Origin of the sequence: Pseudomonas sp. JL2 (assembly GCF_031570495.1) — a bacterium.
Classification (GTDB): Bacteria; Pseudomonadota; Gammaproteobacteria; order Pseudomonadales; family Pseudomonadaceae; genus Aquipseudomonas; species Aquipseudomonas rhizophila.
Map to the genome: position 1 here is coordinate 1 of NZ_JAKUDH010000029.1, position 25659 is coordinate 25659.

Sequence of the window (25659 nt, forward strand, 5' to 3'; positions counted from 1 at the left end):
GGATCTTGCTGCCAATCGAAATCAGTGTGGGAGCGAGCCTGATCGCGAAGACGGCGGCATAGGCAACATCATCAGCCAGCTGACCCACCGCTTTCGCGAGCAAGCTCGCTCCCACAGGGGATTGGCGGTGGGACTGGATCTTGCGCCCACCCCGGAACCAAAACTGTGGGAGCGAGCCTGCTCGCGAAGACGGCGGCACAGCCAACATCATCAGCCAGCTGACCCACCCCTTTCGCGAGCAAGCTCGCTCCCACAAGGTTTACTTGAACATCACTTGCACATTCCCCATCGCCTCATCGGCAAACCCTTGCAGGAAATCTCGGAAGTCGGACGGGGTATGGGCATCGGTGTGGTCGGCGATGATGGTCCAGGTAGCGCGGCAGCGGTTGTCCGCCAGGGGCTCGACGCGCATTGCCGCCCACAGGTTATCGATGCCCAGGGTGTTGTAGATCAGCGTCCAGGTCATGTGCATGGCCTGGTCATCATGGCTGTTGAGCTGTTCCACCACCAGGTTCTGCCCGTCGCGGAAAAACTTCTTGCGCAGGGACCTCACGCCCTCGCCGGTCATTTCGATGTGCTCAAGTGCCGGGATGAATCGATCGAACCTTGCAAAATTGCCCACCACTGCCCAGACGCTCGCCGCGTTGGCGGGTACTTCCACTGAAGTTTCGACCTCGCAGGCGTGGGGGTTCTTGATCAAGGTGTCGGGTTGAAGTGCATTCATGGTCTTGCTCCTTTTTTTACAGTTGAGGGGTGCTTCAGATGAAATCGATGGCCTTGAGGTAATCAGCACCACGGCGCAGCAGGGCCGGGGATTTTTCCGGGTAGCGGGCACCCATCTGCCGTACGCCGGCCCGAGCGTTGGCGTGGTTGATCAACGAGATGTCGCCGATGTCTTCCTCGAAACCGTTGAGGTAAAAACCCAGTACGCCGAACAGCGCATTGTCGGCATCGACCCGGCCCAGTTGCCGTTGCCAGTCGGCGACGCTGACCAGGGAAAATTCCCGGCCGCTTTCACGAAACGACGCCACATAGGCGTCCCAGCTCAAGGGTTCGGGGTTGTGCAGGTTGAACACCGCCTGCGTCGGCTGATAACGACTGGTGTGGAAGGCGATGAAGCGCGCCAGGAAGTCCACCGGCATCAGGTCGAAGTTGAGGGACAGATCCGGCACCTGACCGAGCTGGATCGAGCCCTTGAGCATCAGCATCAACCGGTTCTTGTGGGGCTGGCAGACCCCGGTCAGGCTGTTGAAACTGATGTTGCCGGGGCGAAACAGATTGACCCACACCCCGCGATCCCGAGCGCGCTGCAGGATCCGTTCGCCGACCCATTTGGACAGGTTGTAGCCGTTCTTGATGTAGATCGGCGGCGTCTCTGCGGCGGGCTGCTCCAGGACCTGGCCGTCGGCATCCAGCGCACTGGACGCCGACAGCGTAGAGACGAAGTTGAAGATCTTTTTGCTGCGCCCTTCACACAGGCGCAGGCATTCGAAGATCGGCTCCACGTTGTCCCGCACCAAAGACTCGTAGTCGAGCACATGATTGACGTGGGCGGCGTTGTGCACCAACGCGCCGAAGGTGCGGTCGATGCGGGCATAGACGTCGTCTGGCAAACCCAATTGCGGTTGGGTGATGTCGGCGGCGTAGACACTGACGCGGCTCAGGTCCAGGTGGTTCAGCCGATTGTCCCGCAGGGCCTGGGCAAAGCGTTCGGCCGCGCTTTGTCCGCCGGATTCGCGCACCAGGCACGCGACTTCGGTGGCGCCCCAGGCCAGCAAGGCCTCGACGATGTGTACCCCAAGAAAACTGTTGGCGCCGGTCACCACCACCTTGTGCACATCACCACACCGGCTGACAGGCAGCGGATCGAGGTTGAGTTCCGCTTGCGCATCGATCAACGCCTGGGGGCTGAGGGTCGATGTGCCGTTTTGTTCAGGATCGTCCAGCAACTTCGCCAGCGTGATCAGCGTAGGTGCTTCGATGAAGCGATTGATCGACAGGCTGCGCCCGAAGGCTTCGCGGACCCCCAGCAACAGTTGTGACAGCAGGATCGAATGGCCACCGAGATTGAAAAAACTCTCATCGGTGGCGATGTCGTCGACCGGCAGCTCCAGCAACTCGGCCCACAGTTGCCGCAGCTGCGTTTCCAGAACGTTCTGCGGCTGGCGCCGATGGCTGCCGACCTGCACTTGCACCGCCGTGGCGAGCAAGGCCCGGCGATCGACTTTGCCATTGCTGGTGTAGGGCAGGCTGGGCAATTGCACGTAGGCCGCCGGGTGCATGTAGCTGGGCAGCGCGTTTTGTACATGCTCGCGCAAAGCCTGAAGGGCGGCGTCGGCCCGCTCTTCCCGAGGGTGAACCAGAAACGCCAGGATCCGCCGTCGTTCATCGACCCCCACCGCTACTTGGCGAAACAACTGGCTGTCGCGCAGGCAATGCTCGATTTCCTCGGGTTCGACCCGAAAGCCACGGATCTTCACCTGGTTATCGCGCCGACCACACAGTTCGATGCCGTGGTCGGTCCATTGGGCGATATCGCCTGTGCGATATACCCGCAGCGTTGGCCCGTCGGGCAGCGTCAGGTTGAGGTAGCGGCTCGCGGTCAACGCCGGGTCGTTCAGATAGCCGAGGCCGACCCCAGGCCCGGCGATGTACAGTTCGCCCGGTGTGCCTTGGGGCACCGGTTGCAGCTGCTCATCCAGAATCAGCACCCGGCCATTGGCGATGGGCACACCGAGGTTGCGGTTGTTGTCACCGACACCGAATTGCCGGGTGGTGACCAACACCGTGGTTTCGGTGGGGCCGTAGATGTTGTGGAAACTGCACTGCGGTGCGAGCTGTTCGATCACGAACGGCTCACAGACATCGCCGCCGGTAATCAGGTGTTCCAGCCCCAACGGTGCATCCAGCGGCATCACGCTCAGCAGCGCGGGTGGCAGGAAAGCATGAGTGACATGCTGTTGCTGAATCAGCGCCACCAGTTGCTGCGGGTCGCGACGCTGGTCTTCGCTGGGCACCACCAGCGTCGCACCCTGGATGAAGGTCGGCAGGATATCCAGCAGCGATGCGTCAAAGTTGATGGTGGAGAACTGCAATGCCCGGCTGTCACGCTGTAAGCGGACATAGTCGCTATACCAGGCGCAGAAATGGCTGAGGTTGCGATGACTGAGCAGCACGCCTTTGGGTTGGCCGGTGGTGCCGGACGTGTAGATCGCCACGGCCGGTTCGTCGCTGTCCACCACGCGGCGGATCAGCGAGGCCGGGATGCCGGGTTTGGGTGAAGGCAGCTTGCGTACATCCAGCGTCGGCAGCGACAGCTCGCCCAGGTCGCTGTCACCGTCGTGCAGCAGTAAGTCGGCGTTGGCGTTCTCCAGGATAAAGCGCCGTCGTTGCGCGGGGTGCTGCGGGTCCAGCGGCAGGTACACCGCCCCGCAACCCAGCACCGCCAGGATAGCTGCGTACAACTGTGCGGACTTGGGCAGGCAGACACCAATCACTCCAGGTTTTGCCCCGGCCAGTTGCTTGAGCATCGGCTCCTGCAAGCGCAACGCCAGACTGCGCAAGGACTTGTAGTCGACAAGCTGACCGTCGACCCACAGGGCCGCTTGCGTACCGTCACCGAGCATGCGCTGCTCGATGTCATGCATGACCGGCACTTCGGCTGCAGCCAGTAGCCAAGGCACCGCGGGCCGATTGAGGTGGTGTTCGAAGGCCAGCGGCTCCAGCACATCCAGTCCCTGCAACGATTCATCGCAGGCGTCGGTCTGCACCGTCGGCCAGTGATCGAAGCAGGCTTCGTCCCGGGAAAGCTGGCTGACCAGCCGCGCACCGTGCTCGACCACCGCCGCCAAGGCGCGCAGTCGCAAAGACTGGCCGTTGCCGCAGCCTTGCGGGGCGATCACTTCCTGGGACAACGGCCGATGCGCGATGTCGCGGAAAACCACCACCGGCTGTGGCAATGCCTGGCCGGGAAAAGCCTGGAGCGCCACACGCACCTGAAGGCTTGAGCGGGCGTCTAGGGTGCAGGGCAGCGTCCCGTCATCAATCAACAGGTCTACCGCTGTGTGGTGGTTCGCTGATTCAAGATGCACAACACCGTGGCCGTGCAGTTCGAGCTCCTGGGCCAGGTCGGTCATGGCCTGGCTGGTGCCAGACACGGCAATTTCGAGGCGTCTCATGGGCGGATCCTCATGGGGTCAGGTAGTCGGCCAGGGCGTCACGCACGCAGGGGGACGCCAGCATCGAGCTGCTGCGAAAAAAGCGCGTGATATTGCCCACCAACGGGTGAAAACGATTGATGGGATACGCCAGCGCACTGGCCTCTTCGCGCAGTGACTGGCGCACGGATTCGTCGACGGGCAGGTGTGCGATCAGCTGAAAATCGAACGCCTGTTGCAGATCGCTCGCCAGGTACTGGCTGATGAAGCCGGGCATCAGTCGCGCAATCGCATCGCGGTCAGCTTCGGGCGCGCTGCGCCAGTAGATTTGCACCAGGCGCGTCCAGAATCCGGAGTGCCGTCCCTCATCCAGCAAGTGGTCGGCCATCAGGCCCTTGATCGACGCCTTGACCGAATCATCCCGGGCGAATGCCGCCACCTCGTTGGTCACGGTGTTCTCGGCGATGGCGATGCAGATCAGCTCCACGGCGCTGCGCAGATGTTCCGGTGCCTGGGCCAGCGTCGCCGGGATGGCGCGGCTGAGCTCGATCTGATCGGGTAACGGGATCGGCGCAATGCCAGTCATGTCGATGGTCTGCTGCATGAAGTCCATCGCCACCAGTGCGTGATAATCCTCGTCCACAACCACCGTCATCGCGTCGTAGCGGCAGGCGAACGGGAACTCGATGCCGAAGCTGTTCTTGGCAATGCGCCGGGCGGTGTGGTCCACCAGCTCGGTCTCGAAGATCACCACATCGTTGATGAACTTGTAGAGGCTCTGGACCAGCACAAAATCGCGCAGTTGCGGGCAGTGGCTGAGGAAGGTCTGGCTGTGCACCAGGGGCTGACGGCTCATGGGGAAGATCAACTTGTCGTCGTCTTCGACCCGGCGCCGTGGCCGGGTGCGGATGGTGGCGCGGCTTTCCCAGGCGTCGGCGAAGGATTGGTATTCGACAGCGTTCATGGCGCCACCTGCGCAAGCGGTTGGGCCATGCTCTGGCGTAACCCGTCCCACAACGCGGTGCGGCTTTGGACGGCGGCGAGTGCAGCGGCCAGAACCTCGGTTTCGCGCTGCGGGTCGCCATCGATCAGCCGGGCCAAGAGTTTTTCCGCTGCCGGGCCGTGGTCCTCGGAATCCACCTCGATGTGCCGCTGCAGGTAATAACGAAACGTCGGCGCCTGATCCAGGCCGATGCCCCAAGCGTCCAGCATGCGCTGGAACATCTGCGGGATGACGCTCTCGCGGCCATGCACGAAGGCGGCGGCCACGCTGTGGGCCGGTGCGTGCAGCGCCGTTTGCAGTGTCTGGCGGACGAACCGGGCCGCCGCCGGCTCCACTTCGACGCTCTCCAAGGCTGTTTCGGGACTGACGCCTTCCTGTTGCAAGGTGATGAACTGCTCAATGGCGCGAGTATCGGCGCCAACCTCGCGCATGGCGTCCAGGTACAGTTCGAAATGGCTGCAATAGCCGGCTCCGGGGCGGTCATCCGACTCCTCGCCCAGGACGATTTCGTTGATCAAACGTGCAGCGTGTGGGTCGGCCGGCGGTAACCAGGGCAAGTGGACACAGGTCAGCTCCCGTTGCAGCCGTTTGGTCAGTGACATGAAATCCCACACGGCAAAAACATGGCTTTGCATAAAGCGGCGCAGCAGATCGATTGATGTTATTTCAGAAAAAACCGGGTGTTGGCCAAGGGCGTGTTTTTTCAGAGATAGTTGTTCTTTGGTTGGCTGCATCGGAACGTCCTCATCAATGTTGTTTGTTCGGAAAAGTCACCCGGGCTTTAATAAAAGCGAGCGGGTGCCTGAACCGGAGTCCATAAGTTTCGAAAGTATTGAAGTGCTCGTCTTAACTACGCATTCATGGCGTGCGGGCAAGGTTTTTCGGACCTAAGCCATAAATGTAAGCGGTCGATAACAACTCGACGGATAAAAAGCTAATACACCGAACAAGTAAGCGGCAAGTGTTTTTTTAATTATTTAAATGGGGTTATTTGTTGGGCGCGAAGAGGGGTATTAAAACTTTTAATATAAGTTTTATTCAGGCGAAGCCGCTCCTTCCGATAGAGAAGTATCAGAATCGAAGAAGTTGAGTGAATGCCTCACTCGGAGCACTTCAGGGGACAGGGAAATAAGAAGTTGTTGTTTTATGGGGGGGACATCGGACGGACTTCCGATCATCCCGCCGGTTGGGCGGTGCTCCTTGCGTGTTGGCTTCGATTCGCCTGGCTGCGGCCAGGCGCTGACTTCTTCAGGTCTGTTTTTTAATCGACAAACGCAAGAGTGGGCCCAAATCGATGGCAGTGCCATTGAACTGATGGGGGCGACAGGGCGCGGCTACGCTGCGGCCTCGTCGGGCGGGCGAGAAACCGTGTAGGAGGGATGTGTAAGAAAGTGATGCGCCCCTCGGGGCGCGAGGGGCAGGTCAACGGCTTGGTTGTTGTTCCAGATAGCGACGGATGGTGACGCAGGCTTTTTCCAGATGCAGCTCCAGCAGGGCAACCGCTCTGTCGATGTCCTGGGCCGTAGCGGCCTCCAGCAGCGCGCGATGATCGTCCTGGGTCAGTTTGCCCAAGCCCATGGACGACAGATGAAAGCGCAAGAAGCGTTCTTCCTCATTGAGCTCGCGCTCGATCAGGTCCAGCAGTTTACTGTTGGGTGCCTTGTGATAAAGCGACATGTGAAACAGCCGGTTGAGCCTGCCGATTTCAGCGTGGTCGGTCTGGGCTTCCAGTTGCTCGATGTAATGGGCGGCCATGGCCAGGTCCTCGGCATCGAGGAGGGGAATGGACAGGCGCAATGCGAAAGATTCAAGGACCGAACGCAGGGCGTACGTTTCGATCGCATTGTTGGTGATCAACGGGGCTACCACGGCGCCTTTGTGCTGAACCACATTGAGCAGTGATTGCGCCTCGAGCTGGCGCAAGGCCTCGCGTACCGGCATGCGGCTGACGCCGAACAGGTCGGCCAGTTCCTGCTGGCGCAGGGCGGTGCCGCAGGGCAGGCGCCCGTCGAGTATGGCCTCACGCAGGGATTCTTCGATGATTGAGCGCGCTTGGGCAGCGGGAATGGGCCCGTTGACCTGGATAGTGCTTAGCGGTTTGGGCTTCTGTGTCACGACAACGCACCCTGACTGGTAGTAACAAAAATTGGATCCAAGCCAACAGTAGTTACAGATTGCCAAGCCGTCAAAACCTCGCGGCCCCGGTTCCTGAACTAAAGTTTAGTCTGCTCGTGGTGATCGCACCTTGCCATTGTCTTTTGCCGGGCCAGGCTTCACCATCCAACGCATTTCCCACGGCCCTTTTTGGACGTATTTCCCTTGGCTGCACCTTTCCCTGTTCCCAGGTCCTTGCGCTGGCTGTGTTCGGCATTGTTGCTGACCGGCCTCATGCTGGGCGGCCTGCAGGCTGACTGGGACTTTGCGCAGATCAGCCGGCGGGCGCAAGCGTTATATGGGCCGTTGGGCGAAGGGCAGCAACGGATCGATGCCTGGCAGCAATTGTTGGCGACCCAGAAGCAGACGCCGGAGCTTGAGCAGCTCAAGGTGGTGAACCTGTTTTTCAACAAACGGGTGCGCTACGTCGAAGACATCGACTTGTGGCGTCAGGTCGATTACTGGGAGACCCCGATCCAGGCCTTGTGGAAAGGGGCCGGGGATTGCGAGGACTACGCCATTGCCAAGTACTTCAGCCTGCGTCGTCTGGGGGTGTCCAGTGACAAGCTGCGCATCACCTACGTCAAGGCGTTGCGGCAGAACCGTGCGCACATGGTGCTCACTTACTACGCGACCCCCGATGCCATGCCGCTGGTACTCGACAGCCTGATCGACGGCATCCTGCCGGCCAGCCAGCGGACCGATCTGTTGCCGGTCTACTCTTTCAATGCCGAGGGATTGTGGCTGCCAGGCGCCAAGGGCAACAAGAAAGTGGGTGACACCAAGCGCCTGTCCCGGTGGCAGGATGTGTTGAAAAAAATGCAGGCCGAAGGTTTTCCGGTCGAGACGACTAACTAGGAGCGCACGCTCAGATGTCCTTGTTCAAACAGCTGTTGATCGCTATCTGTCTGTTCCTGGTGGTTGCCTTCAGCGGCAGCTTCATGGTCAGCCTGGAAAGCTCGCGGGCCCAGTACGTCAACCAGTTGCGCTCCCACGCCCAGGACGCAGCCACGGCGCTGGCGCTGTCCCTGACGCCGAACATCGACGACCCGGCGATGGTGGAGCTGATGGTCAGCTCGATTTTCGACAGCGGCTATTACGCAACCATTCGTGTGGTCGATGTCGCCACCGACCAAACCCTCGTCGAGCGCACCGGCACGCCCGACGCCGGCAACGTGCCGCAATGGTTCATCAAGCTCATCGGCCTGGAGCCGGCCGGTGGCGATGCGATTGTCAGCCGTGGCTGGGAACAGGCGGCGCGGGTCGAAGTGGTCAGCCACCCGATGTTCGCCCTCGCCAAGCTGTGGCAGAGCGCATTGGGCAGCCTGGGCTGGCTGCTGCTGTGCGGAGCGGTGAGCGCGGTGCTGGGGGCCTTGCTGCTGCGTCGTCAGCTCAAGCCGCTGGATTACATGGTGCACCAGTCCCATGCCATCGCCCGTCGCGAGTTCCTGAGCCTGCCGGAGTTGCCGCGCACGCCCGAACTGCGCCGGGTGGTGCAGGCGATGAACCAGATGGTCGAGAAGCTCAAGGCGCTGTTTCAGGAGCAGGCCGAGCGTAGCGAAAAACTACGGGTCGAGTCTTACCAGGACAATCTCACGGGCCTGGCCAACCGGCGGTATTTCGAAATGCAGCTCCACGCCCGGGTGAGCAACCCCGAGCAGGCCAGTTCCGGTTATCTGCTGTTGCTGCGGGTCAAGGACCTGGCCGGGTTGAACCAGCGGCTGGGCGGGCAGCGCACCGACCAGTTGCTCAAGGCCGTGGGCGAACAATTGCAGCGCGAATGCGCCCGCTACCCTGAAACCCACAACATGGTGACGCGCATCCGCGGTGGGGAGTTCGCCGTGCTGGCGCCGGGGCTGGTGCGCGAGGAAGCGCTGCAACTGGCGCAGAGCCTCGAAAGCGCGTTGGCGAGCCTGCATGCCACTGGTGCGACCGACGTGGCTTCGGTGGCCTCCATCGGACTGGCTCCATTCGTCCATGGCGACTCACCGCAAGCCGTGCTCCAGCTCGGCGACCAGGCCCTTGCCCAGGCCGAAAGCCAGGGCGAACCGGGTTGGGCCTGCTTGGACCACAGCGCCTCGGCCAGCGTCGGTGACGATCATCATGCCTGGCACAATCTGCTCGACCAGGCCTTGAGCAATCAGCGCTTCGAGCTGTACTTCCAGCCGGTGGTGGCCGCCCAGGACACCCAAGTGGTGCTGCATTACAAAGTGCTGTCACGGCTGCTGGACGAGCAGGGCCAGACCATCCCCGCCGGGCGCTTTCTGCCATGGCTGGAGCGCTTTGGTTGGACCGCGCGTCTGGACCGTTTGATGCTCGAACAGGTGCTCAAGCAAATGGCCGGGCATGACCAGTCCCTGGCGTTGAACCTGTCTTCGGCGACGTTGGCCGATCCGCAGGCGCTGAACAAGGTCTTTGAGATCCTGCGGGCGCATTCCAACCTTGGGCCGCGCTTGACCCTGGAGATTGGTGAAGAGCAACTGCCGGAGCAAGCGGTGCTGGAGGAGTTGACTCGGCACCTGCGTGAGCTTGGTTTCTCCCTGAGCCTGCAGCGTTTTGGTGGGCGGTTCAGCATGATTGGCAACTTGTCGCGGTTGGGGTTGGCTTATCTGAAGATCGATGGCAGCTATATCCGTGCCATTGATCAGGAGAGTGACAAGCGCCTGTTTATTGAAGCGATCCAGCGTGCTGCTCACAGTATTGACTTGCCGTTGATTGCCGAGCGGGTTGAGACGGAGGGGGAGTTGGCGGTGATTCGGGAGATGGGGTTGTTTGGGGTGCAGGGGCAGTTGGTTGGGGAGCCTCGGCGTTGGGGGTGAGGGTTGCTGACCCTCTGACCTTCTGACCGAGTACATATCCATTGTTGCGGTAACGGCGGCTGGCGGTTACGCCCTTACGGCGTGTCACTTTTGGCAAACGCCCCAAAAGTAACCAAAAGGTCTTGCCCCACCCCTCGGTGCCTAGCCTAGGCGCGGCATGCCCGAACGCAGGCAGTGCTCCGTGGGCCCGCCGCGAAGGGCCATCCATGGCCCAGCGCGGCGATCCCGGCATCCATGCCGGGATGCCCACTACGCAATACCTGCGTTCGGCCAGCGTGGTTAACGGGGCCCCCAGATCAAAATCAAAAGCGAGGCGGCCTGACAGCCGACCTATCTCATGCGGCTGTGCATCAATCGGACCTGTTTGAGCAGGCACTTGTGGGAGCAAAGCTTGCTCGCGAGGCGGCCTGACAGCCGACCTATCTCATGCGGCTGTGCATCACTCGGACCTGTTTGAGCAGGCACGTGTGGGAGCAAAGCTTGCTCGCGAGGCGGCCTGACAGCCGACCTATCTCATGCGGCTGTGCATCACTCGGACCTGTTTGAGCAGGCACGTGTGGGAGCAAAGCTTGCTCGCGAGGCGGCCTGACAGCCGGCCTGGTTCTCCCGGTCGTACTCCAATCCAATTGTGGGAGCGAGCCTGCTCGCGATGGCGTCGGCACAGTTTGCATCAAAGCAAAGCGCTACCCCTTGGTCCCAGGCGCCGCCATCTCCTTCGTTTCCAGATGATCCAACGCCCGTTCAACCAGCAACTGAACCCCATCGGCCATGCGGCTGATCGCCAGGGCTACGCAGCGGCGTGAGTCATCCACGTCGTCGGCCAGGTCGGCGGCGATGGTGCTGATGGAGAGCAGGTCTTCGGAGGCGTTGGCCAGCAGGGTTTCGGTGTCGATGTGGGGGGAGACGATGAAGAGTTGGTTTTTGTCAGGTTCGGACGGTGGGGAGGGCTGGGGTTTGAGGTAGTAATCGAGGGCGCGGGTGGCGGCATCTTCGAGCTTTTTTTCTGCGAGGGCTTCGACGCGGGATTTATGGCCGCTTTGCGGCGGATTTGGTGAAAGCTTGACCATATTTATGTACCAGAGTTGGGTTGGCATCCTTTCGCTTGCATTCGAAGAGGTGGCAACTGTGCGTAGGTGTGCAAGACCGGTCCGGTACCGCCGGCAGACCCGAAGGTCTCCCACGCACAATCGCCATAACGGGCGCGAGCATAAAAAAATGCTCGGTCAATAGCTATAACCGATTGGGTACCAGCCGGACTTGCACGTCCGTATCACCGTTTTTTGCGATGACGGACAAAGGTTAGCGGCGCTCGGAAGCACTGCCTAGTTCATGAACAGCCCGGCGTTTTGAAGGAAATCTCCTAGGAACCTGAAAGGAAACGAAAACGTGAAAAGGTGACTTGGCGGTCATCATGCAAGAAAACTCATCCATCTTCCGTCAAAGCGATCCGATGATGGCGTTCCGCTGTGGAATCGCTAAACTGCCCCCGCCATTCATCTTTCTCACGAGGCCGTGCCCATGAAATTTCGCTTTCTGCTGTGGATGCTGGGGTTGTTGATGGGCAGGGCGAGTCGGACCAATCCGGCGTTCCAGCAGCAGTTGGGCGATAAGGAGTTGGTGTTTCAACTGCAAACCCTGGACGGCAAGGTCGCCCGGCATTTCACGGTGAAAGACCAGCGCATCACCAGCCAGTCCGGCACTTACCCGACACCTGCGTTCGCCATCGCCTTCAAGGACGCGGCTTATGGCTTTGCCACGATGCAGGCGAAGAACAAGCAGTTGGCGTTCATGACCGGGATTCAGGACAAGTCGATCCAGATCAAGGGCAACCCGGCGCTGGTGATCTGGTTTCAGGGGTTGATGCGGTATTTGAAGCCGAAAAAGGCTAAAGCCTAGTGATTTACCCTGTGGCGAGGGAGCTTGCTCCCGCTGGGCTGCGAAGCGGCCCCAAAATGGGTTGATGCGGCCTTCCTGGCGGATCGCGTCAGTTGGTTTTGCGACTGCTGCGCAGTCGAGCGGGAGCAAGCTCCCTCGCCACAAGAGCTTCACTCACCTGCAGTTACCGGGAGATCCTATTCAACCGTGGCTGAACTGCGAAGCCAGTTCGCGCAACAACACCTCAGCCTCCAGCACTTTGCTGACCACTTCATTGGCTTTGTCGCGACTCAGGCCGACGCGTTCGAGCAGTGCGTCGGGAATCTCCTCGTCGGGACCCGAGCCAATGCCACGGGCGCGCAGCAGGCGTACGGCCAGGCACACCAGGTTCGGGTAGGCGGCGTATTCGCCGTCGTAGTGCGGGTCGTGCTGGAAGCGCAGGGCGGTGGCCAGTTCGTCGGGCATGTCCCAGTAGCGCATCAGCCATGAACCGATCTGCTCGCGACTGATGCCTAAGAGGTGCTGCTCCACATAGCTGTGGCACAGGTGCGGGTTGACCTCCAGGTGCCGGCAGATCAACGAGAAGTGCGGCGGGAAGACGTGGGCCAGCAACAGGTAGCCGAAGTTGTGCAGCAGGCCGGACAGGTAGGTCAGGCCGCCTTCCGGGCGCTGGGCGCGCGGCATGGCGCGGGTCAGGCCCTCGATGACGGCGGCGGTGTAGATCGACTGATGCCAGTACGGCGTGGTGTGTTGCGGGTGGTCCTTGGGCAGGCTCAGGGTCTTGCCCAAGGCCAGGCCCAGCGCCAGGTTGATCACCAGGTCGAAGCCCAGTACCCGGACGATGGCGTCTTCCACCGAACGGATCTTGCCGGGCGAGGCGTAGTACGGCGAGGCAGCCCAGCTCACCACTTGCGCGGCCAGGGCCGGATCGGTTTCCACGACGCCGGTGATGTCATCGATGGTGGCGTCCGGGTCGACCCGCAGCTTGATGATCTTCTGCGCCGTTTCAGCCAGTGGTGGAATTTCGATGGTTTCTTCCAGCCGTTGCTGGATACGTCGGGCGGTGAACGCCTGCACAGCCTGGGTGATTTCCGCGCGGTCGTCGTGCGGGCGATCAAGGTTGGGGGTGATGTTGCTCACGGCTTCGCCGAACGTCGCGGCACTGGCCTTGGTGAGCATGCTCTTGAAGGCTTCGCTGGTCACTTCCAGCAGCAGCCCCTGTTCGCCTGAGTTGATCAGCAGCTTCGGCTCGCGCAGCAGGCTTTCTTCATACAGGCAAGGGGAGCTGGTCAGGGCCGGCAGGCCGGGCAGCAGGCTCAGGCTATGTTTGCCGAGCATGCGCTCCAGACGGTCAGTAGGCACCGCCGTGAGTTTGCGACCGGTGAGTTCGGCCAGGCGGTTGAGGTCCAGCAGCTGGCTTTGCGGAAACAGCACCATGAGGGCGCCAACGGCATCGTGCAACAGAACGGCCTGCACTTTACGGGCGGGGTTCAGGCCGGGTCGTTCGATTACTTCGTCAAAGCCGATGCCCAGTTTCTCGAGCAACAGCCGAATAACAGACGGAGCGTGCGGGGTTTCGGGGACGAGGGCAGCTTCTGTCATGGTCTGTATCCGTTTTCCTACAAGTTCAGCAGTATAACCAGCTTGCCGGGCAGGCGCGCCCAGAAACTGAGAGCGTGCTCACACTTGGCCGTATTGCTGCCCGTGACGCAACCAGCGATCCAGCAGCGGGCTGACATGCTCCGGCCAGCGCTCCAGCAGCGCCTGGGCGGCGTCGCGTACGGCGGGGAGCAGATCGGCGTCGCGCATCAGGTCGGCTACCTTGAATTGAAGCAGGCCGGTCTGGCGTGTGCCGAGCATTTCACCGGGTCCGCGCAATTCCAGGTCTTTTTCGGCGATGACAAAACCATCGTTGGTTTCGCGCATGATGCCCAGGCGCTGGCGACCAATCTGCGACAGCGGCGGGTGGTACAGCAAGACGCAATGGCTGGCGGCACTGCCCCGGCCGACGCGGCCGCGTAGCTGGTGCAACTGTGCCAGACCCAGGCGCTCGGGGTTCTCGATGATCATCAAGCTGGCATTGGGCACATCGACCCCGACTTCGATCACCGTGGTGGCGACCAGCAATTGCAGCGCCCCGGCCTTGAATTCGGCCATGACGGCGGCTTTCTCGGCGGGTTTCATGCGCCCGTGGATCAGCCCGACCTTGAGTTCGCCGAGGGCGGCGGTGAGGTCTTCATAGGTGGTTTCGGCCGCCTGGCAGGTCAGCTCTTCCGATTCTTCAATCAGCGTGCACACCCAATAGGCCTGTCGCCCTTCAGCGCAGGCACCGCGCACGCGCTCGATCACTTCGACGCGCCGCGTGTCGGTGACCAGCACGGTATTGACTGGTGTGCGTCCGGGAGGCAGTTCGTCGAGGATCGAGGTGTCGAGGTCGGCATAGGCGCTCATGGCCAGGGTCCGCGGAATCGGCGTGGCGGTCATGATCAATTGGTGAGGGCACATCCGCCCGCCCACGCCTTTCTGCCGCAGCGCCAGGCGCTGCTGCACGCCGAAGCGGTGCTGTTCGTCGATGATCACCAGAGCCAGGTTCTTGAACTGCACTTCGTCCTGGAACAACGCATGGGTGCCGACCACCATCGGTGCGCCTTCGGCGATCTGCGCCAGGGCGACTGCGCGATTCTTGCCCTTGAGCTTGCCGGCCAGCCAGGCGACTTCGATCCCCAGGGGTTCGAGCCAGCGCTGGAAGGTGATGAAATGTTGTTCGGCGAGAATCTCGGTGGGCGCCATCAACGCCACTTGATAGCCGGCTTCCAGGGCCTGGAGCGCGGCGAGGGCGGCGACCACGGTCTTGCCGGCACCCACATCGCCCTGGATCAGCCGCAGCATCGGCTCGGGCTGGCTCAGGTCGTAGGCGATTTCGTTGCCGACCCGCTGCTGGGCCCCTGTGGGTTTAAAGCCGAGGTTAGCCAGGTAACGGGCCGGCAGATCCCTGGCCTTGGGCATGGCCGGGGCGCGCAGGGAACGCAGGCTTTCGCGCAGGCGTTGCTGGGACAGTTGATGGGTCAGCAGCTCTTCAAAGGCCAGCCGGTGCTGGGCCCAGTGATGCCCCAGGGCCAGTTCGTCGACATCGGCGTCGGCTGGCGGATGGTGCAGGTAGCGAATCGCATCGGCCAGCGGCGCCAGTTGATAATCCCGGGCCAGTTCGTTGGGCAGCCAGTCGGGCAGGCTGCTCGGGCCGAGCAGGGTCAGGGTTTGCTGGCAGAGCTGGCGTAGGCGCTGTTGGGTCAGGCCTTCGGTGAGCGGGTAGACCGGGGTCAGGGTTTCATCCACCGGGGGCGGCTCGTCGCCGGTGATGGCGCGGTATTCCGGGTGATAGATTTCCAGCCCGGACGCACCGGGCCGCGCTTCACCGTAGCAGCGCACGCGGGTGCCACGCTTGAGGCCCTCCTTTTGCGCATTGCTGAAGTGATAGAAGCGCAGGCTCAGCCCGCCGGTGCCGTCCTGCAGGCGCACCACCAGGCTACGACGCCGACCCATGACCACGTCGGCGCCGCTGACGGTGCCTTCGATCACGGCGTCCTGGCCCGGACGTAAATGCCCGATGGGCACGACGCGGGTGCGGTCCTGGTAACGCAGCGGCAGGTGGAACAGCACGTCCTGAAGGTTTTCCAGGCCAACCTTGGCCAGCTTCTCGGCCATGGCTTCACCGACACCCTTGAGTGCCGTGACCGGCACTTTCGACAGCTCAGTCATGGCCGGGGCTTACTTGGCAGTGGGCGGCTTGGCCACGGAACACAGGCGGATCGAGTCAGCGAGGATCTCGATGGCCTTGGGTCGCGGAAAGCTGGCGCGCCAGGCGATGGCAACGGTGCGGAACGGCACGGGCGGCGTCAGTGGGCGAACCTCGATCACGCCAGGGGCGTAATGATGGCTGTCCACCGCCGAGAGCGGCAAAATCGAAATGCCCAGGCCCGAGGCGACCATGTGGCGAATGGTTTCCAGGGAGCTGGATTCCACCGTGGTGTGCTTGGCGCCTTCGCTGCCTTTGGTCAGGGTCGGGCAGGCTTCCAGCACCTGGTCGCGGAAGCAGTGGCCTTCGCCGAGCAGCAGCAGGCTCTTGTCGTTGAGCAGGCCGGCGTCGATGGATTTTTTCTGGGTCCACGGATGCTGGGCCGGCATCAACACGTAGAACGGCTCGTCGTAGAGCGGCAGGGTCAGGACATCGGCTTCGTTGAACGGCAGGGCGATGATGATCGCGTCCAGTTCGCCGTTGCGCAGTTTGTCGCGCAGCACATGGGTGAAGTTTTCTTCGATGTACAACGGCATCTGCGGGGCTACCCGGTGCAGTTGCGGAATCAGGTGCGGGAACAGGTACGGGCCGACGGTGTAGATGGCACCGACTTTCAGTGGGGCGGTCAGCTGGTTTTTGCCGGCCTGGGCCAGTTCACGGATGCCCTGAGCCTGTTCCAGGACTTTTTGCGCCTGGGCAACGATACCTTCGCCCACCGGGGTCAGGCGCACGGCGCTTTTACTGCGCTCGAAAATCAGCACGCCGAGCTCGTCTTCAAGCTTTTTCACGCCCACCGAAAGCGTCGGCTGGCTGACATGGCAACGCTCGGCGGCGTGGCCGAAATGTTGCTCCTGGGCGAGGGTGACGATGTAGCGTAATTCTGTGAGGGTCATGGCGAGCGTCCGTGAAGTTGCGAGCCAAGCATACCGGCTGCAATCGATAGACGCACGTTATCAGACTGGGGGCGCGGTGTGACACTGCCTAATGTGGGTATGGTGAGGGGATTTAACGACGCATATGGATTATTTGTGGGAGCAAGGCTTGCCCGCGATGAAGCGAACGCGGTCTTCTCTGGAACCGAGGCGCCTGTATCGCGAGCAAGCTTTGCTCCCACAGGCCCCCTTGCTCTACAGATACATTCCCTTCACCAGAAACAAGAAGCCCCTGTAACAGGGGCTTGCCAATGGGTTAACGCCGACGCTTGTCGATGGAGTACACGAACGGCGCGACGATTTCGATGGAGCCGTTAACCAGCATGTCGGCCGGTGGCTTGGGCAGCGGTTGGGCGCGGCGAATCATTTCCAGAGTCGCCCGGTCCAGGGCGGCGTTGCCGGACTTGCTCACCAGCTCGAAGGACAACACATTGCCTTCGGCGTCCACCACGAACCGTAAACGGTTCAAGCCTTCCTTGCCGCGCGACTGGGCGCTGGCGGGGTATTTTTTGTACTTGCCCAAGTGCGCAAGCAAGGTGCCTTGCCAACTGGCCTTGGCCGCCATTTGCGCGGGGGATGGGCCAGGCGCCGGTTGCGCGGATTTCTCGGTCGGTGCCTTGGTCGGTTGAGTATCGCTGGGCTTTTGCTCCGACGGTTCTTCCTTGGGCGGTTCCGGTTTTTTCTCCACGGGCTTGGGTTTGGGCTTGGGCGGTTTAGGCTTGGGCTTGACCGGCTTGGGCACCGAAATCTCCGGTTTCTCGGCTTCGGCGATTTTAGGCAGCGGCAGTTCTTCGACCGGCTCCGGAGGCTGCGGTGGCGTGACGACTTTAGGCGGTGCGGGCGGTGGTGGGGCCGGAACCGGCGCCAACTCGACCATCATTGCCTGGGGCGGCAATTCAATGGGCGGGTTTGACGTCCAGTTCAGCGCCAGGGCAATGGCGAGCGCATGCACGCCCAGCACCACGGCCAGGCTACCGCTGTAACGCGTCAGCTTTTGGCGCGTCGTGATCATTTCTTGGGCGCCGTCTCAAGTCCGACCAGGCCGACCTTCAGGTATCCGGCGGCGCGCAGGGCGTCCATCACGCTCATCAGGTCGCCGTAATCCACGCCTTTATCCGCCTGGAAGAAGATCGTCGTGTCCTTTTTGCCCTGGGTCTTGGCGTCGAGGGTCGCGCCGAGGCTATCGGCCTTGACCTCGTCTTCGCCCAAGAACAGGCGTTGGTCAGCCTTGACGCTGAGGAATACCGGTTTTTCCGGCCGCGGCGAAGGCTTGGCCGTCGAAGCCGGAAGGTCGACCTTGATGTCCACGGTGGCGAGCGGAGCGGCCACCATGAAGATGATCAACAGCACCAGCATCACGTCGATGAACGGCGTGACGTTGATTTCGTGGTTCTCGGCCAGATCGTCGTCTGCGCCTTCTTTCAAATGCAGGCCCATGGCCGATTACCCCACTTTCACCATGTGCGGTTGCGAGCCACGCTCGGGTGGCAGGTGGTCGAGGTCGCGGCTGACCAGCAACAGGACTTCGGCCGAAGCGTCGGAGACCTGGGCCTTGTAATCGGCAATGGAGCGGGCGAACACGTTGTAGATGACCACCGCCGGGATCGCCGCGACCAGACCCAGAGCCGTCGCGAGCAGGGCTTCGGCGATGCCGGGCGCCACGACAGCGAGGTTGGTGGTCTGGGTCTTGGCGATGCCGATGAAGCTGTTCATGATGCCCCACACGGTGCCGAACAGGCCGACGAACGGCGCGGTGGAACCGATGGTGGCGAGTACGCCGGTGCCGCTGCTCATGTTGCGACCGCAGGCTGCGACCAGGCGCTCGAGGCGGAAACTCACGCGCTCCTTGATGCCTTCCTTCTCACGACTGTTGGCCGACAGGCGCATCTCTTCGAGGGCGTCGTGAACCAGCAGATTGGCCAGGGTGCCCTCTTTGGCCGCAGAGGCGCTGGCCTCTTTGAGGGTGGTGGCTTTTTTCAGGTTGGCGATTTCACCGCGCAAGCGGCGCTTGGCGCCCATCAGCTCGAAGCCCTTGGCGATCCAGATGGTCCAGGTGATGATCGAGGCGATGGCCAGGCCGATCATGACGATTTTCACGATAATGTCGGCGTTCTGGTACATGCCCCATGGCGACAGATCGTGGGCCATGCCCAAGGTATTGTCGGCTTCGAGCATTTGAGGTGCGTCTGCGGCGTCGGCTTCGACAGCCTGGGCCGGCTCGCTGGCCTGAGGAGCCGCTACAGGCTCGGCGGCATCGACCGGCGCCTGGCTGGCGGCGGGTGCGGTGGCCGGGGTCGTGGCTGGCGCTTGGGCATCGGCGAACGCGGCGGTGGGTGCCAGCAGCAGGCTGAGCAGCAGGGCTGCCATGGCACTCCAGGCGCGAGGTCGGTTGGTTGGCGAAGCGGAGGGGAGATAGCGTGTCATGCTGGCCGGACCTGAGAGAAAAAGAAGGTTGATGTTCTTCCAGGCCTCGTGGGCCGAGAACAAAACTGGCTCGCATTATTGCAAGTAATTCTTGTTAACAAAAGTAATACAGTATCTTTTTTTCCTGCATTGCTAGCCGCTCGTCCCCTCTGGCAGCTAGTCTGCGGCTTTACGAGAGGAGATTTTGATGTCCGCGCCTTCTGTTTTGATCGCCGGCTGCGGTGATATCGGTGGCCGCCTGGCGAGCCAGTTGCGGGCCGAGCAGTGGCAGGTCTACGGCTTGCGCCGTACGGTTTCGCAGCTGCCGGCCGGGGTTGTCGGGGTGGCGGGGGACTTGTTCAACGAGCAATGTCCCGTTGATTGGCCCACCGGTCCACTGGATTACGTGGTGTACAGCGTCGCTGCTACCGAGCATGACGAGGCGGGTTACCGCGCGGCTTATGTCCAAGGCTTACAGCATGTGTTGAGCTGGCTGAAGCAGCACGGGCAACAGCCAAAACGACTGCTTTTTGTGTCCAGCAGCAGCGTCTACGGGCAGCAGGGTGGCGAGTGGGTCGATGAAACCTCGCCCACCGTGGCCGGTGGCTATTCCGGCCGGCTGATGCTCGAAGCTGAACAGGTGGCGCTCGACAGCGGCATCCCGGCCAGCCGCGTGCGTCTGACCGGGATCTATGGTCCGGGCCGCGAATGGTTGCTGAGCCAGGTGCGCCAGGGCTATAGCGTGGTGGAAGACCCGCCCCTGTACGCCAACCGCATCCATGCCGACGACGCGGCGGGCCTGCTGGCCTTCCTGCTGGAAGCCGACCACCAGGGCAAGCCCCTGGAAGACTGCTACATCGGCGTCGACGACACTCCCGCCGCGCTGGCCGAGGTGGTGGGTTGGCTGCGTGATTACATGGGCGTCACCCAATGGGCCGAAAACGCCAGCGTCCGCCGCGCCGGCAGCAAGCGCTGCAGCAATGCACGGGCGAAGGCCCTGGGCTGGACACCGCGGTATCCGAGTTTTCGTGAGGGGTATGCGGCGATTCTGGAGGGGCGCTGCTGATCTTTTAAGCACCCCAAAAACAAACGGTGGGAGCAAAGCTTGCTCGCGATAGCGGTTTTACAGCCAACAGAGGTGTTGTCTGTGACGACGTCATCGCGAGCAAGCTTTGCTCCCACAGCCTCGATCCCACAGGGAGTCCGACTTACTGCTTCTCCAACACCCACTGCCGGTCACCCGGCGTGAACGAAGGCATTTCATCCGCCAGTGCAGCATTCACGGTCTGGAAAATTTCCAGCTTCTTGCCGTCGCGGGAGAAGATCCAGGTGTTGCCCTGGCCGTTCTGTTGCAGCCAGATGTTGTCGTTGCCGCCACTCATGGACGCGCAGTCGCCGGCCAGGCACAGGGCGTAGCGGTCGGCGCCTGGTAGTCCGCTGACCTGGCCGTCGGGTTGGAACTGCACGCTGGCGCCCTGGCCAGGGCCGTTGACGATGTTCCAGGTGCCGCCCAGATAAGCGGTATACAGCGCCCGTTCGAAACTGGCGCCCAGCGGCGCACCCTCGGGCACCTGGACCTGGGCGCGCTCGAACACTTGCTGCGGCTCGTTCTCGGTGGCGGATTGGTTCAACTGGTCGCCGTCGCGTTGCAGTTCGCTGGCGGAGCTGCCGTAGAAATCGACTTTCCACGCACCGTCTTCTTCGCCCAGCAGCTTGCCTTCGACATTCTCGAAACCGTTGGTGTAACGCGCCTGGCCGGCTCGGGTATTGACGTCCCATTCCAGGTTCGGGCCATAGGCCTGCAGCGCCTCGCGCAGCGGGCCGCCCTTGGCGGCGGCGTCGATTGCCGCCTGGTTGATCCAGGTGCCGCTGATATCACGGTCGGCAGGGTCGCTGGCGCAGCCGCCCAACAGCAGGGCAGCCAGCGAAAGAGCAAGCGCTTTGCGCATGGTGGAATCCTTAAACGAAAACGGCGCAGCGGGGGGAGGCTGCGCCGGGCGTGTTACTCGATGACCAGGATGGCGTCCATCTCAACCTGCGAACCCTTCGGCAGGGCTGCTACGCCGATGGCGGCGCGGGCAGGGTAAGGCTGGTCGAAGTACTTGCCCATGATCTCGTTGACCTTGGCGAAGTGGCTCAGGTCGGTGAGGAAGATGTTGAGCTTGACGATATCCTTGAACGAACCGCCGGCAGCCTCGGCCACGGCCTTGAGGTTCTCGAACACCTGCACGGTCTGGGCTTCGAAGCCTTCTACCAGTTCCATGGTTTTCGGGTCCAGCGGGATCTGGCCCGACATGTACACGGTGTTGCCCGCCTTGATTGCCTGGGAATATGTACCGATGGCGGCCGGGGCTTTGTCGCTGGTGATAACGGTCTTGGTCATTTATGACTCCTTGTAATGGATGGGGAGCTATGCGCGCATACGAGTGATGCGGATGACGCCAGTCAGGGCGCGCAGCTTCTTGATCACGCGGGCCAGGTGCACGCGGTCGTGCACGCTGACCACCAGTTGGACGACGCTGATGCGGCCATCGCGCTCGTCCATGCTGATTTTTTCGATATTGCCGTCGGCGGCGTTGACGCTGCTGGCCAGCAAGGCGATCAGGCCACGCTGGTGCTCCAGTTCGACCCGCAGCTCGACATTGAATTCGCCGGTGACATCCTTGGCCCAGGAGAGCTGGATGCATTTTTCCGGGTTGTGGCGGATTTCGCTGATGTTGCGGCAGTTATCCAGATGCACCACCATCCCTTTGCCTGCGGACAGATGGCCGACAATCGGATCGCCAGGAATCGGCGTGCAGCACTTGGCATAGCTGAGCACCAGGCCTTCGGTACCACGAATGGCCAGGGGACCTTCGGGGCTAGGCAGCTGTTCGCCTTCGCCGAGCAGCCGGCGGGCGACGACGTAGGCCATGCGATTGCCCAGGCCGATGTCTTCCAGCAGGTCTTCGATCAGCTCCAGGCGGTACTCGCTGAGCATGATCTGCACGCGTTCAGCCGGGATCTTGTCCAGGGAGCTGTCGAAACCGTTGAGGACTTTATTGAGCAAGCGTTCGCCCAGGCTGATGGATTCAGAGCGACGTTGCAGCTTCAAGGCGTGGCGGATGTGCGTGCGGGCCTTGCCGGTGACCACGAAATTGAGCCATGCCGGATTTGGCCGCGCGCCGGCGGCGCTGACGATTTCCACCGTGGAGCCGCTTTGCAGCGGTTCGGACAACGGCGCTAGGCGGCGGTTGATCCGGCACGCGATGCAGCTGTTGCCGACGTCGGTGTGTACTGCATAGGCAAAGTCCACCGCCGTGGAGCCTTTGGGCAGCTCCATGATCCGGCCTTTGGGCGTGAAAACGTAGACCTCGTCCGGAAACAGGTCGATCTTCACGCTTTCGATGAATTCCAGGGAGTTGCCGGCCCGCTGCTGCATTTCCAGCACGCCTTTGACCCACTGGCGGGCCCGGGCGTGGGTGCTCTTGGGCTGTTCGTCGCCGCTGGACTTGTACAGCCAGTGCGCGGCGATGCCGTTGTTGGCCATCTCTTCCATTTCACGGGTGCGGATCTGGATTTCGATCGGTACGCCGTGCATGCCGAACAGCGTGGTGTGCAGCGACTGGTAGCCGTTGGCCTTGGGAATCGCGATGTAGTCCTTGAAGCGCCCAGGCAATGGTTTGTACAAATTATGTACAGCGCCCAGTACGCGGTAGCAGGTATCGACCTTGTCGACGATGATCCGGAACGCGTAGACGTCCATGATCTCGTTGAAGGCCCGACGCTTGCCGCGCATCTTCTTGTAGATGCCGTAGAGGTGTTTCTGTCGGCCGCTGACCTCGCCTTCGATGCCGTCGATGGTCAGGCAGTGGCTCAAGGATTCTTCGATCTTGTTGACGATTTCCTTGCGGTTGCCCCGGGCGCGCTTGACGGCCTGGTTGATCCGCGCCGAACGCATCGGGTGCATGGCCTTGAAACCGAGGTCTTCGAACTCGATGCGGATCGCGTGCATGCCCAGGCGATTGGCGATGGGCGCATAGATTTCCAGGGTTTCCTTGGCGATTCGCCGGCGTTTTTCACCGGACAACACTTCCAGGGTTCGCATGTTGTGCAGGCGGTCGGCGAGCTTGACCAAGATCACGCGAATATCGCGCGCCATGGCCATGGCCATTTTCTGGAAGTTTTCGGCCTGGGCCTCGGCCTTGGTCTCGAAGTTCATCTGGGTCAGTTTGCTGACCCCGTCGACCAGTTCGGCCACGGTTTCGCCGAACTGCGCTTGCAGCGCTTCCTTGGCGATGCCGGTGTCTTCGATCACGTCATGCAGCATCGCCGCCATCAGGCTCTGATGGTCCATGTGCATGTCGGCAAGAATGTTCGCCACCGCAAGCGGGTGCGTGACGTACGCCTCGCCGCTGCGGCGGCGCTGGCCGTCGTGGGCTTGTTCGGCGTAGAAATAGGCTCGGCGGACCAGGTTGACCTGGTCCGTGCCGAGGTAGGCCGATAAGCGATCGGCGAGGGCGTCTATGCTCGGCATGATAATGACTCCTGCCGTTTGCTGTGACCCCGCGCCGTGCTACGTCGACCAGGCATAGGCTTAGACCGCCTCGTTGGACTCGTCCTCGAACGCTGCGAACAGCGGTTCGTCTTCAACGATTTCAGCGTTGGCGATGAACTCGTAGCTCATCAGGCCTTCGGCGATTTCACGCAGCGCTACCACGGTAGGCTTGTCGTTTTCCCACTGGACCAACGGCTCTTTGCCACCGGTGGCCAGTTGACGGGCACGCTTGGTAGAGAGCATGACCAGCTCAAAGCGGTTTTCCACGTGTTCTAGGCAGTCTTCAACGGTTACGCGGGCCATGGTATTCCTCGGAGCGAATGCAATATGCGCGCTGCCCGGTTGGGCGAGCGGACTCAACAGTTTAAAAAAACGCCAGCGTTTAGGGAAGCGCTGATTTTTTGACCAGCCCCTCGACCCGCTACAAGCTCCAATGTAAAGCCGTCGCAGCGGTTTTGGGAAGGGCTGTTCAGCCCAGCAGTTCGGCCAATAATTTACCGAAACGTTGCTGCTGGCGTTTCTGCTGCAGCTGGCTGGCGCGGAAAATCGCCTTCAGATCGTCCAGCGCGTGGGCGAAATCGTCGTTGATGATCAGGTAATCGTAGTCGACGTAGTGGCTCATTTCGCTGACCGCTTCGCGCATCCGGCCTTCGATGATGTCGTCGCTGTCCTGGCCGCGATTGGTCAGGCGCTGGCGCAAGGCCTGCTGGCTCGGTGGCAGGATAAAGATCGAACGGGCCTGGGGCATCAGCTTGCGGACCTGCTCGGCACCCTGCCAGTCGATTTCCAGGATCAGGTCGTGGCCTTCGTCCAGGGTTTGCTGCAGATAGCTTTGCGAGGTGCCATAGAGGTTGCCGAAGACTTCGGCGCGCTCGAGGAAGTCCCCGTGCTCGGCCATTTTCACGAACTGTTCGCGGTCGACGAAGTGATAGTTCACCCCGTCCACTTCGCCCGGGCGCATGGCGCGGGTGGTGTGCGAGACCGAGACGCGGATCTGCGGCTCGGCGTCAATCAGCGCCTTGACCAGGCTGGTCTTGCCGGCGCCAGAGGGCGCGGAAATGATGTAGAGAGTGCCGGTGCTGTGGGTCATGTCGGGTTAGCCTTACTCAATGTTCTGCACTTGTTCGCGCATTTGCTCGATCAACACCTTGAGGTTGACCGCAGCCTGGGTGCTGCGCGGGTCGAAGGCTTTGGAGCCCAGTGTGTTGGCTTCGCGGTTGAGTTCCTGCATCAGGAAGTCCAGGCGGCGACCGGCCGCACCACCGGATTTGAGTACCCGGCGAACTTCAATGATGTGGGTGCTCAGGCGATCCAGTTCTTCGGCCACGTCGCTTTTTTGCGCGAGCATGACCATTTCCTGTTCCAGGCGCTGCGGGTCCAGCTCGGCCTTCATGTCGACGAAGCGGTCGAGCACTTTCTGACGTTGGGTGGCGAGCATTTGCGGGACCAGTTCGCGCAGGGTGACGACGTCTTCCTCTATGGAAGTCAGGCGCTCGTCGATCAACCGGGCCAGTTCCGCGCCTTCGCGCTCGCGGCCGGCCTTGAGTTCTTTCAGGCCTTGATTGAACAACGCCAGCGCTTCGGCATTCAGGGCCTGCGGGTCGCTCGCATCACCTACCAGCACGCCGGGCCAGGCCAGGACTTCCAGCGGGTTCAGAGGCGCGGGGTGCTTGATCAGGCTGGCGACGGTTTCGGCGGCAGCCACCAGTTGCGCGGCGCGTTCGCGGTCCACCTGCAAGGCCTTGCCGGTGCTTTCTTCGGTGAAGCGCAGGGTGCATTCCAGCTTGCCCCGGGACAGGCCCTGGCGCAGGGCTTCACGCACGCTGCCTTCAAGGTCGCGAAAGGATTCGGGCAGGCGCAGGTGCGGCTCCAGGTAGCGGCTGTTGACCGAGCGCAGTTCCCAGCTCAGCGTGCCTTGGATGCCGGCTTTCTCGACGCGGGCGAAGGCGGTCATGCTGTGCACCATGAAGATTCCTCGCAATGCAG

At 61.8% G+C, this 25659-nt stretch carries 22 protein-coding genes; 4 read left to right on the top strand and 18 right to left on the bottom strand.

Annotated elements, in window-relative coordinates; translation table 11 throughout:
* Positions 1 to 259 precede the first annotated feature (259 nt).
* The 5 genes from MKS85_RS25900 to MKS85_RS25920 all read right to left on the bottom strand — a co-directional run bounded on the left by MKS85_RS25900 (position 260) and on the right by MKS85_RS25920 (position 7275).
* Positions 260 to 724, bottom strand: a complete 465-nt coding sequence (locus MKS85_RS25900; RefSeq protein ID WP_188251844.1) for an SRPBCC family protein — start codon at positions 722 to 724, stop codon at positions 260 to 262.
* Between the two features lie 34 nt (positions 725 to 758).
* Positions 759 to 4178 carry an amino acid adenylation domain-containing protein gene (locus tag MKS85_RS25905; RefSeq protein WP_310663163.1) on the bottom strand — a complete coding sequence of 1140 codons (3420 nt, stop codon included), beginning with the start codon at positions 4176 to 4178 and terminating at the stop codon, positions 759 to 761.
* A gap of 10 nt (positions 4179 to 4188) precedes the next feature.
* Positions 4189 to 5121, bottom strand: a complete 933-nt coding sequence (locus tag MKS85_RS25910) for a diiron oxygenase (RefSeq protein ID WP_047230508.1) — start codon at positions 5119 to 5121, stop codon at positions 4189 to 4191.
* Positions 5118 to 5894, bottom strand: a complete 777-nt coding sequence (locus MKS85_RS25915; RefSeq protein ID WP_076383235.1) for a DUF3050 domain-containing protein — start codon at positions 5892 to 5894, stop codon at positions 5118 to 5120. The genes MKS85_RS25910 and MKS85_RS25915 overlap by 4 nt, the downstream gene beginning before the upstream one ends.
* A gap of 688 nt (positions 5895 to 6582) precedes the next feature.
* Complete coding sequence (locus MKS85_RS25920) at positions 6583 to 7275, bottom strand: GntR family transcriptional regulator (protein ID WP_107321456.1); 693 nt, start codon at positions 7273 to 7275, stop codon at positions 6583 to 6585.
* 273 nt (positions 7276 to 7548) lie between these two features.
* Here MKS85_RS25920 and lapG point away from each other — a divergent pair, with 273 nt between their 5' ends.
* Together lapG and lapD are read left to right on the top strand one after the other, a co-directional pair.
* Positions 7549 to 8172: a cysteine protease LapG gene (gene lapG, locus MKS85_RS25925; protein ID WP_370695181.1), complete on the top strand. Its 624-nt coding sequence runs from the start codon at positions 7549 to 7551 to the stop codon at positions 8170 to 8172.
* 14 nt (positions 8173 to 8186) lie between these two features.
* Positions 8187 to 10133, top strand: a complete 1947-nt coding sequence (lapD, locus tag MKS85_RS25930; RefSeq protein WP_188251841.1) for a cyclic di-GMP receptor LapD — start codon at positions 8187 to 8189, stop codon at positions 10131 to 10133.
* A gap of 683 nt (positions 10134 to 10816) precedes the next feature.
* On the opposite strand, the gene MKS85_RS25935 is transcribed toward lapD, so the two are convergent.
* Positions 10817 to 11200: a DUF6124 family protein gene (locus tag MKS85_RS25935; protein ID WP_188251478.1), complete on the bottom strand. Its 384-nt coding sequence runs from the start codon at positions 11198 to 11200 to the stop codon at positions 10817 to 10819.
* A 451-nt stretch (positions 11201 to 11651) separates the two neighbouring features.
* Here MKS85_RS25935 and MKS85_RS25940 point away from each other — a divergent pair, with 451 nt between their 5' ends.
* Complete coding sequence (locus MKS85_RS25940) at positions 11652 to 12029, top strand: helicase (RefSeq protein WP_139048871.1); 378 nt, start codon at positions 11652 to 11654, stop codon at positions 12027 to 12029.
* 180 nt (positions 12030 to 12209) lie between these two features.
* Here the strand turns inward: MKS85_RS25940 and MKS85_RS25945 are convergent, their stop codons facing one another.
* The 6 genes from MKS85_RS25945 to exbB form a co-directional block, all read right to left on the bottom strand.
* Positions 12210 to 13610: an aminoacyl-tRNA deacylase and HDOD domain-containing protein gene (locus tag MKS85_RS25945; protein ID WP_188251477.1), complete on the bottom strand. Its 1401-nt coding sequence runs from the start codon at positions 13608 to 13610 to the stop codon at positions 12210 to 12212.
* A 78-nt stretch (positions 13611 to 13688) separates the two neighbouring features.
* A complete protein-coding gene (gene recG, locus MKS85_RS25950) occupies positions 13689 to 15764 on the bottom strand; it encodes an ATP-dependent DNA helicase RecG (protein WP_188251476.1) in 2076 nt (691 codons plus the stop codon).
* 9 nt (positions 15765 to 15773) lie between these two features.
* Positions 15774 to 16694, bottom strand: coding sequence for a hydrogen peroxide-inducible genes activator (locus MKS85_RS25955; protein WP_047226181.1), 921 nt, complete (start codon positions 16692 to 16694; stop codon positions 15774 to 15776).
* Positions 16695 to 16989: 295 nt separating this feature from the next.
* A complete protein-coding gene (locus tag MKS85_RS25960; RefSeq protein ID WP_076383095.1) occupies positions 16990 to 17745 on the bottom strand; it encodes an energy transducer TonB in 756 nt (251 codons plus the stop codon).
* Positions 17742 to 18170 carry a TonB system transport protein ExbD gene (gene exbD, locus MKS85_RS25965; RefSeq protein WP_047226179.1) on the bottom strand — a complete coding sequence of 143 codons (429 nt, stop codon included), beginning with the start codon at positions 18168 to 18170 and terminating at the stop codon, positions 17742 to 17744. Before exbD ends, MKS85_RS25960 begins: the two co-directional genes overlap by 4 nt.
* A gap of 6 nt (positions 18171 to 18176) precedes the next feature.
* Complete coding sequence (gene exbB / locus MKS85_RS25970) at positions 18177 to 19157, bottom strand: tonB-system energizer ExbB (protein ID WP_188251475.1); 981 nt, start codon at positions 19155 to 19157, stop codon at positions 18177 to 18179.
* A 187-nt stretch (positions 19158 to 19344) separates the two neighbouring features.
* Between exbB and MKS85_RS25975 the strand changes: the two genes are divergently transcribed.
* Complete coding sequence (locus MKS85_RS25975; RefSeq protein WP_188251474.1) at positions 19345 to 20202, top strand: SDR family oxidoreductase; 858 nt, start codon at positions 19345 to 19347, stop codon at positions 20200 to 20202.
* Positions 20203 to 20344: 142 nt separating this feature from the next.
* Here the strand turns inward: MKS85_RS25975 and MKS85_RS25980 are convergent, their stop codons facing one another.
* The 6 genes from MKS85_RS25980 to MKS85_RS26005 form a co-directional block, all read right to left on the bottom strand.
* Positions 20345 to 21085, bottom strand: a complete 741-nt coding sequence (locus MKS85_RS25980; protein WP_076383093.1) for a hypothetical protein — start codon at positions 21083 to 21085, stop codon at positions 20345 to 20347.
* 53 nt (positions 21086 to 21138) lie between these two features.
* Complete coding sequence (locus tag MKS85_RS25985; RefSeq protein ID WP_003229509.1) at positions 21139 to 21519, bottom strand: RidA family protein; 381 nt, start codon at positions 21517 to 21519, stop codon at positions 21139 to 21141.
* Positions 21520 to 21546: 27 nt separating this feature from the next.
* Positions 21547 to 23652: a bifunctional GTP diphosphokinase/guanosine-3',5'-bis pyrophosphate 3'-pyrophosphohydrolase gene (gene spoT / locus MKS85_RS25990; RefSeq protein ID WP_047226172.1), complete on the bottom strand. Its 2106-nt coding sequence runs from the start codon at positions 23650 to 23652 to the stop codon at positions 21547 to 21549.
* A gap of 60 nt (positions 23653 to 23712) precedes the next feature.
* Positions 23713 to 23976, bottom strand: a complete 264-nt coding sequence (gene rpoZ, locus MKS85_RS25995) for a DNA-directed RNA polymerase subunit omega (protein WP_003177259.1) — start codon at positions 23974 to 23976, stop codon at positions 23713 to 23715.
* A 166-nt stretch (positions 23977 to 24142) separates the two neighbouring features.
* Complete coding sequence (gene gmk / locus MKS85_RS26000; protein ID WP_047226171.1) at positions 24143 to 24763, bottom strand: guanylate kinase; 621 nt, start codon at positions 24761 to 24763, stop codon at positions 24143 to 24145.
* A 12-nt stretch (positions 24764 to 24775) separates the two neighbouring features.
* A complete protein-coding gene (locus tag MKS85_RS26005; protein ID WP_047226170.1) occupies positions 24776 to 25639 on the bottom strand; it encodes a YicC/YloC family endoribonuclease in 864 nt (287 codons plus the stop codon).
* Positions 25640 to 25659 lie beyond the last annotated feature (20 nt).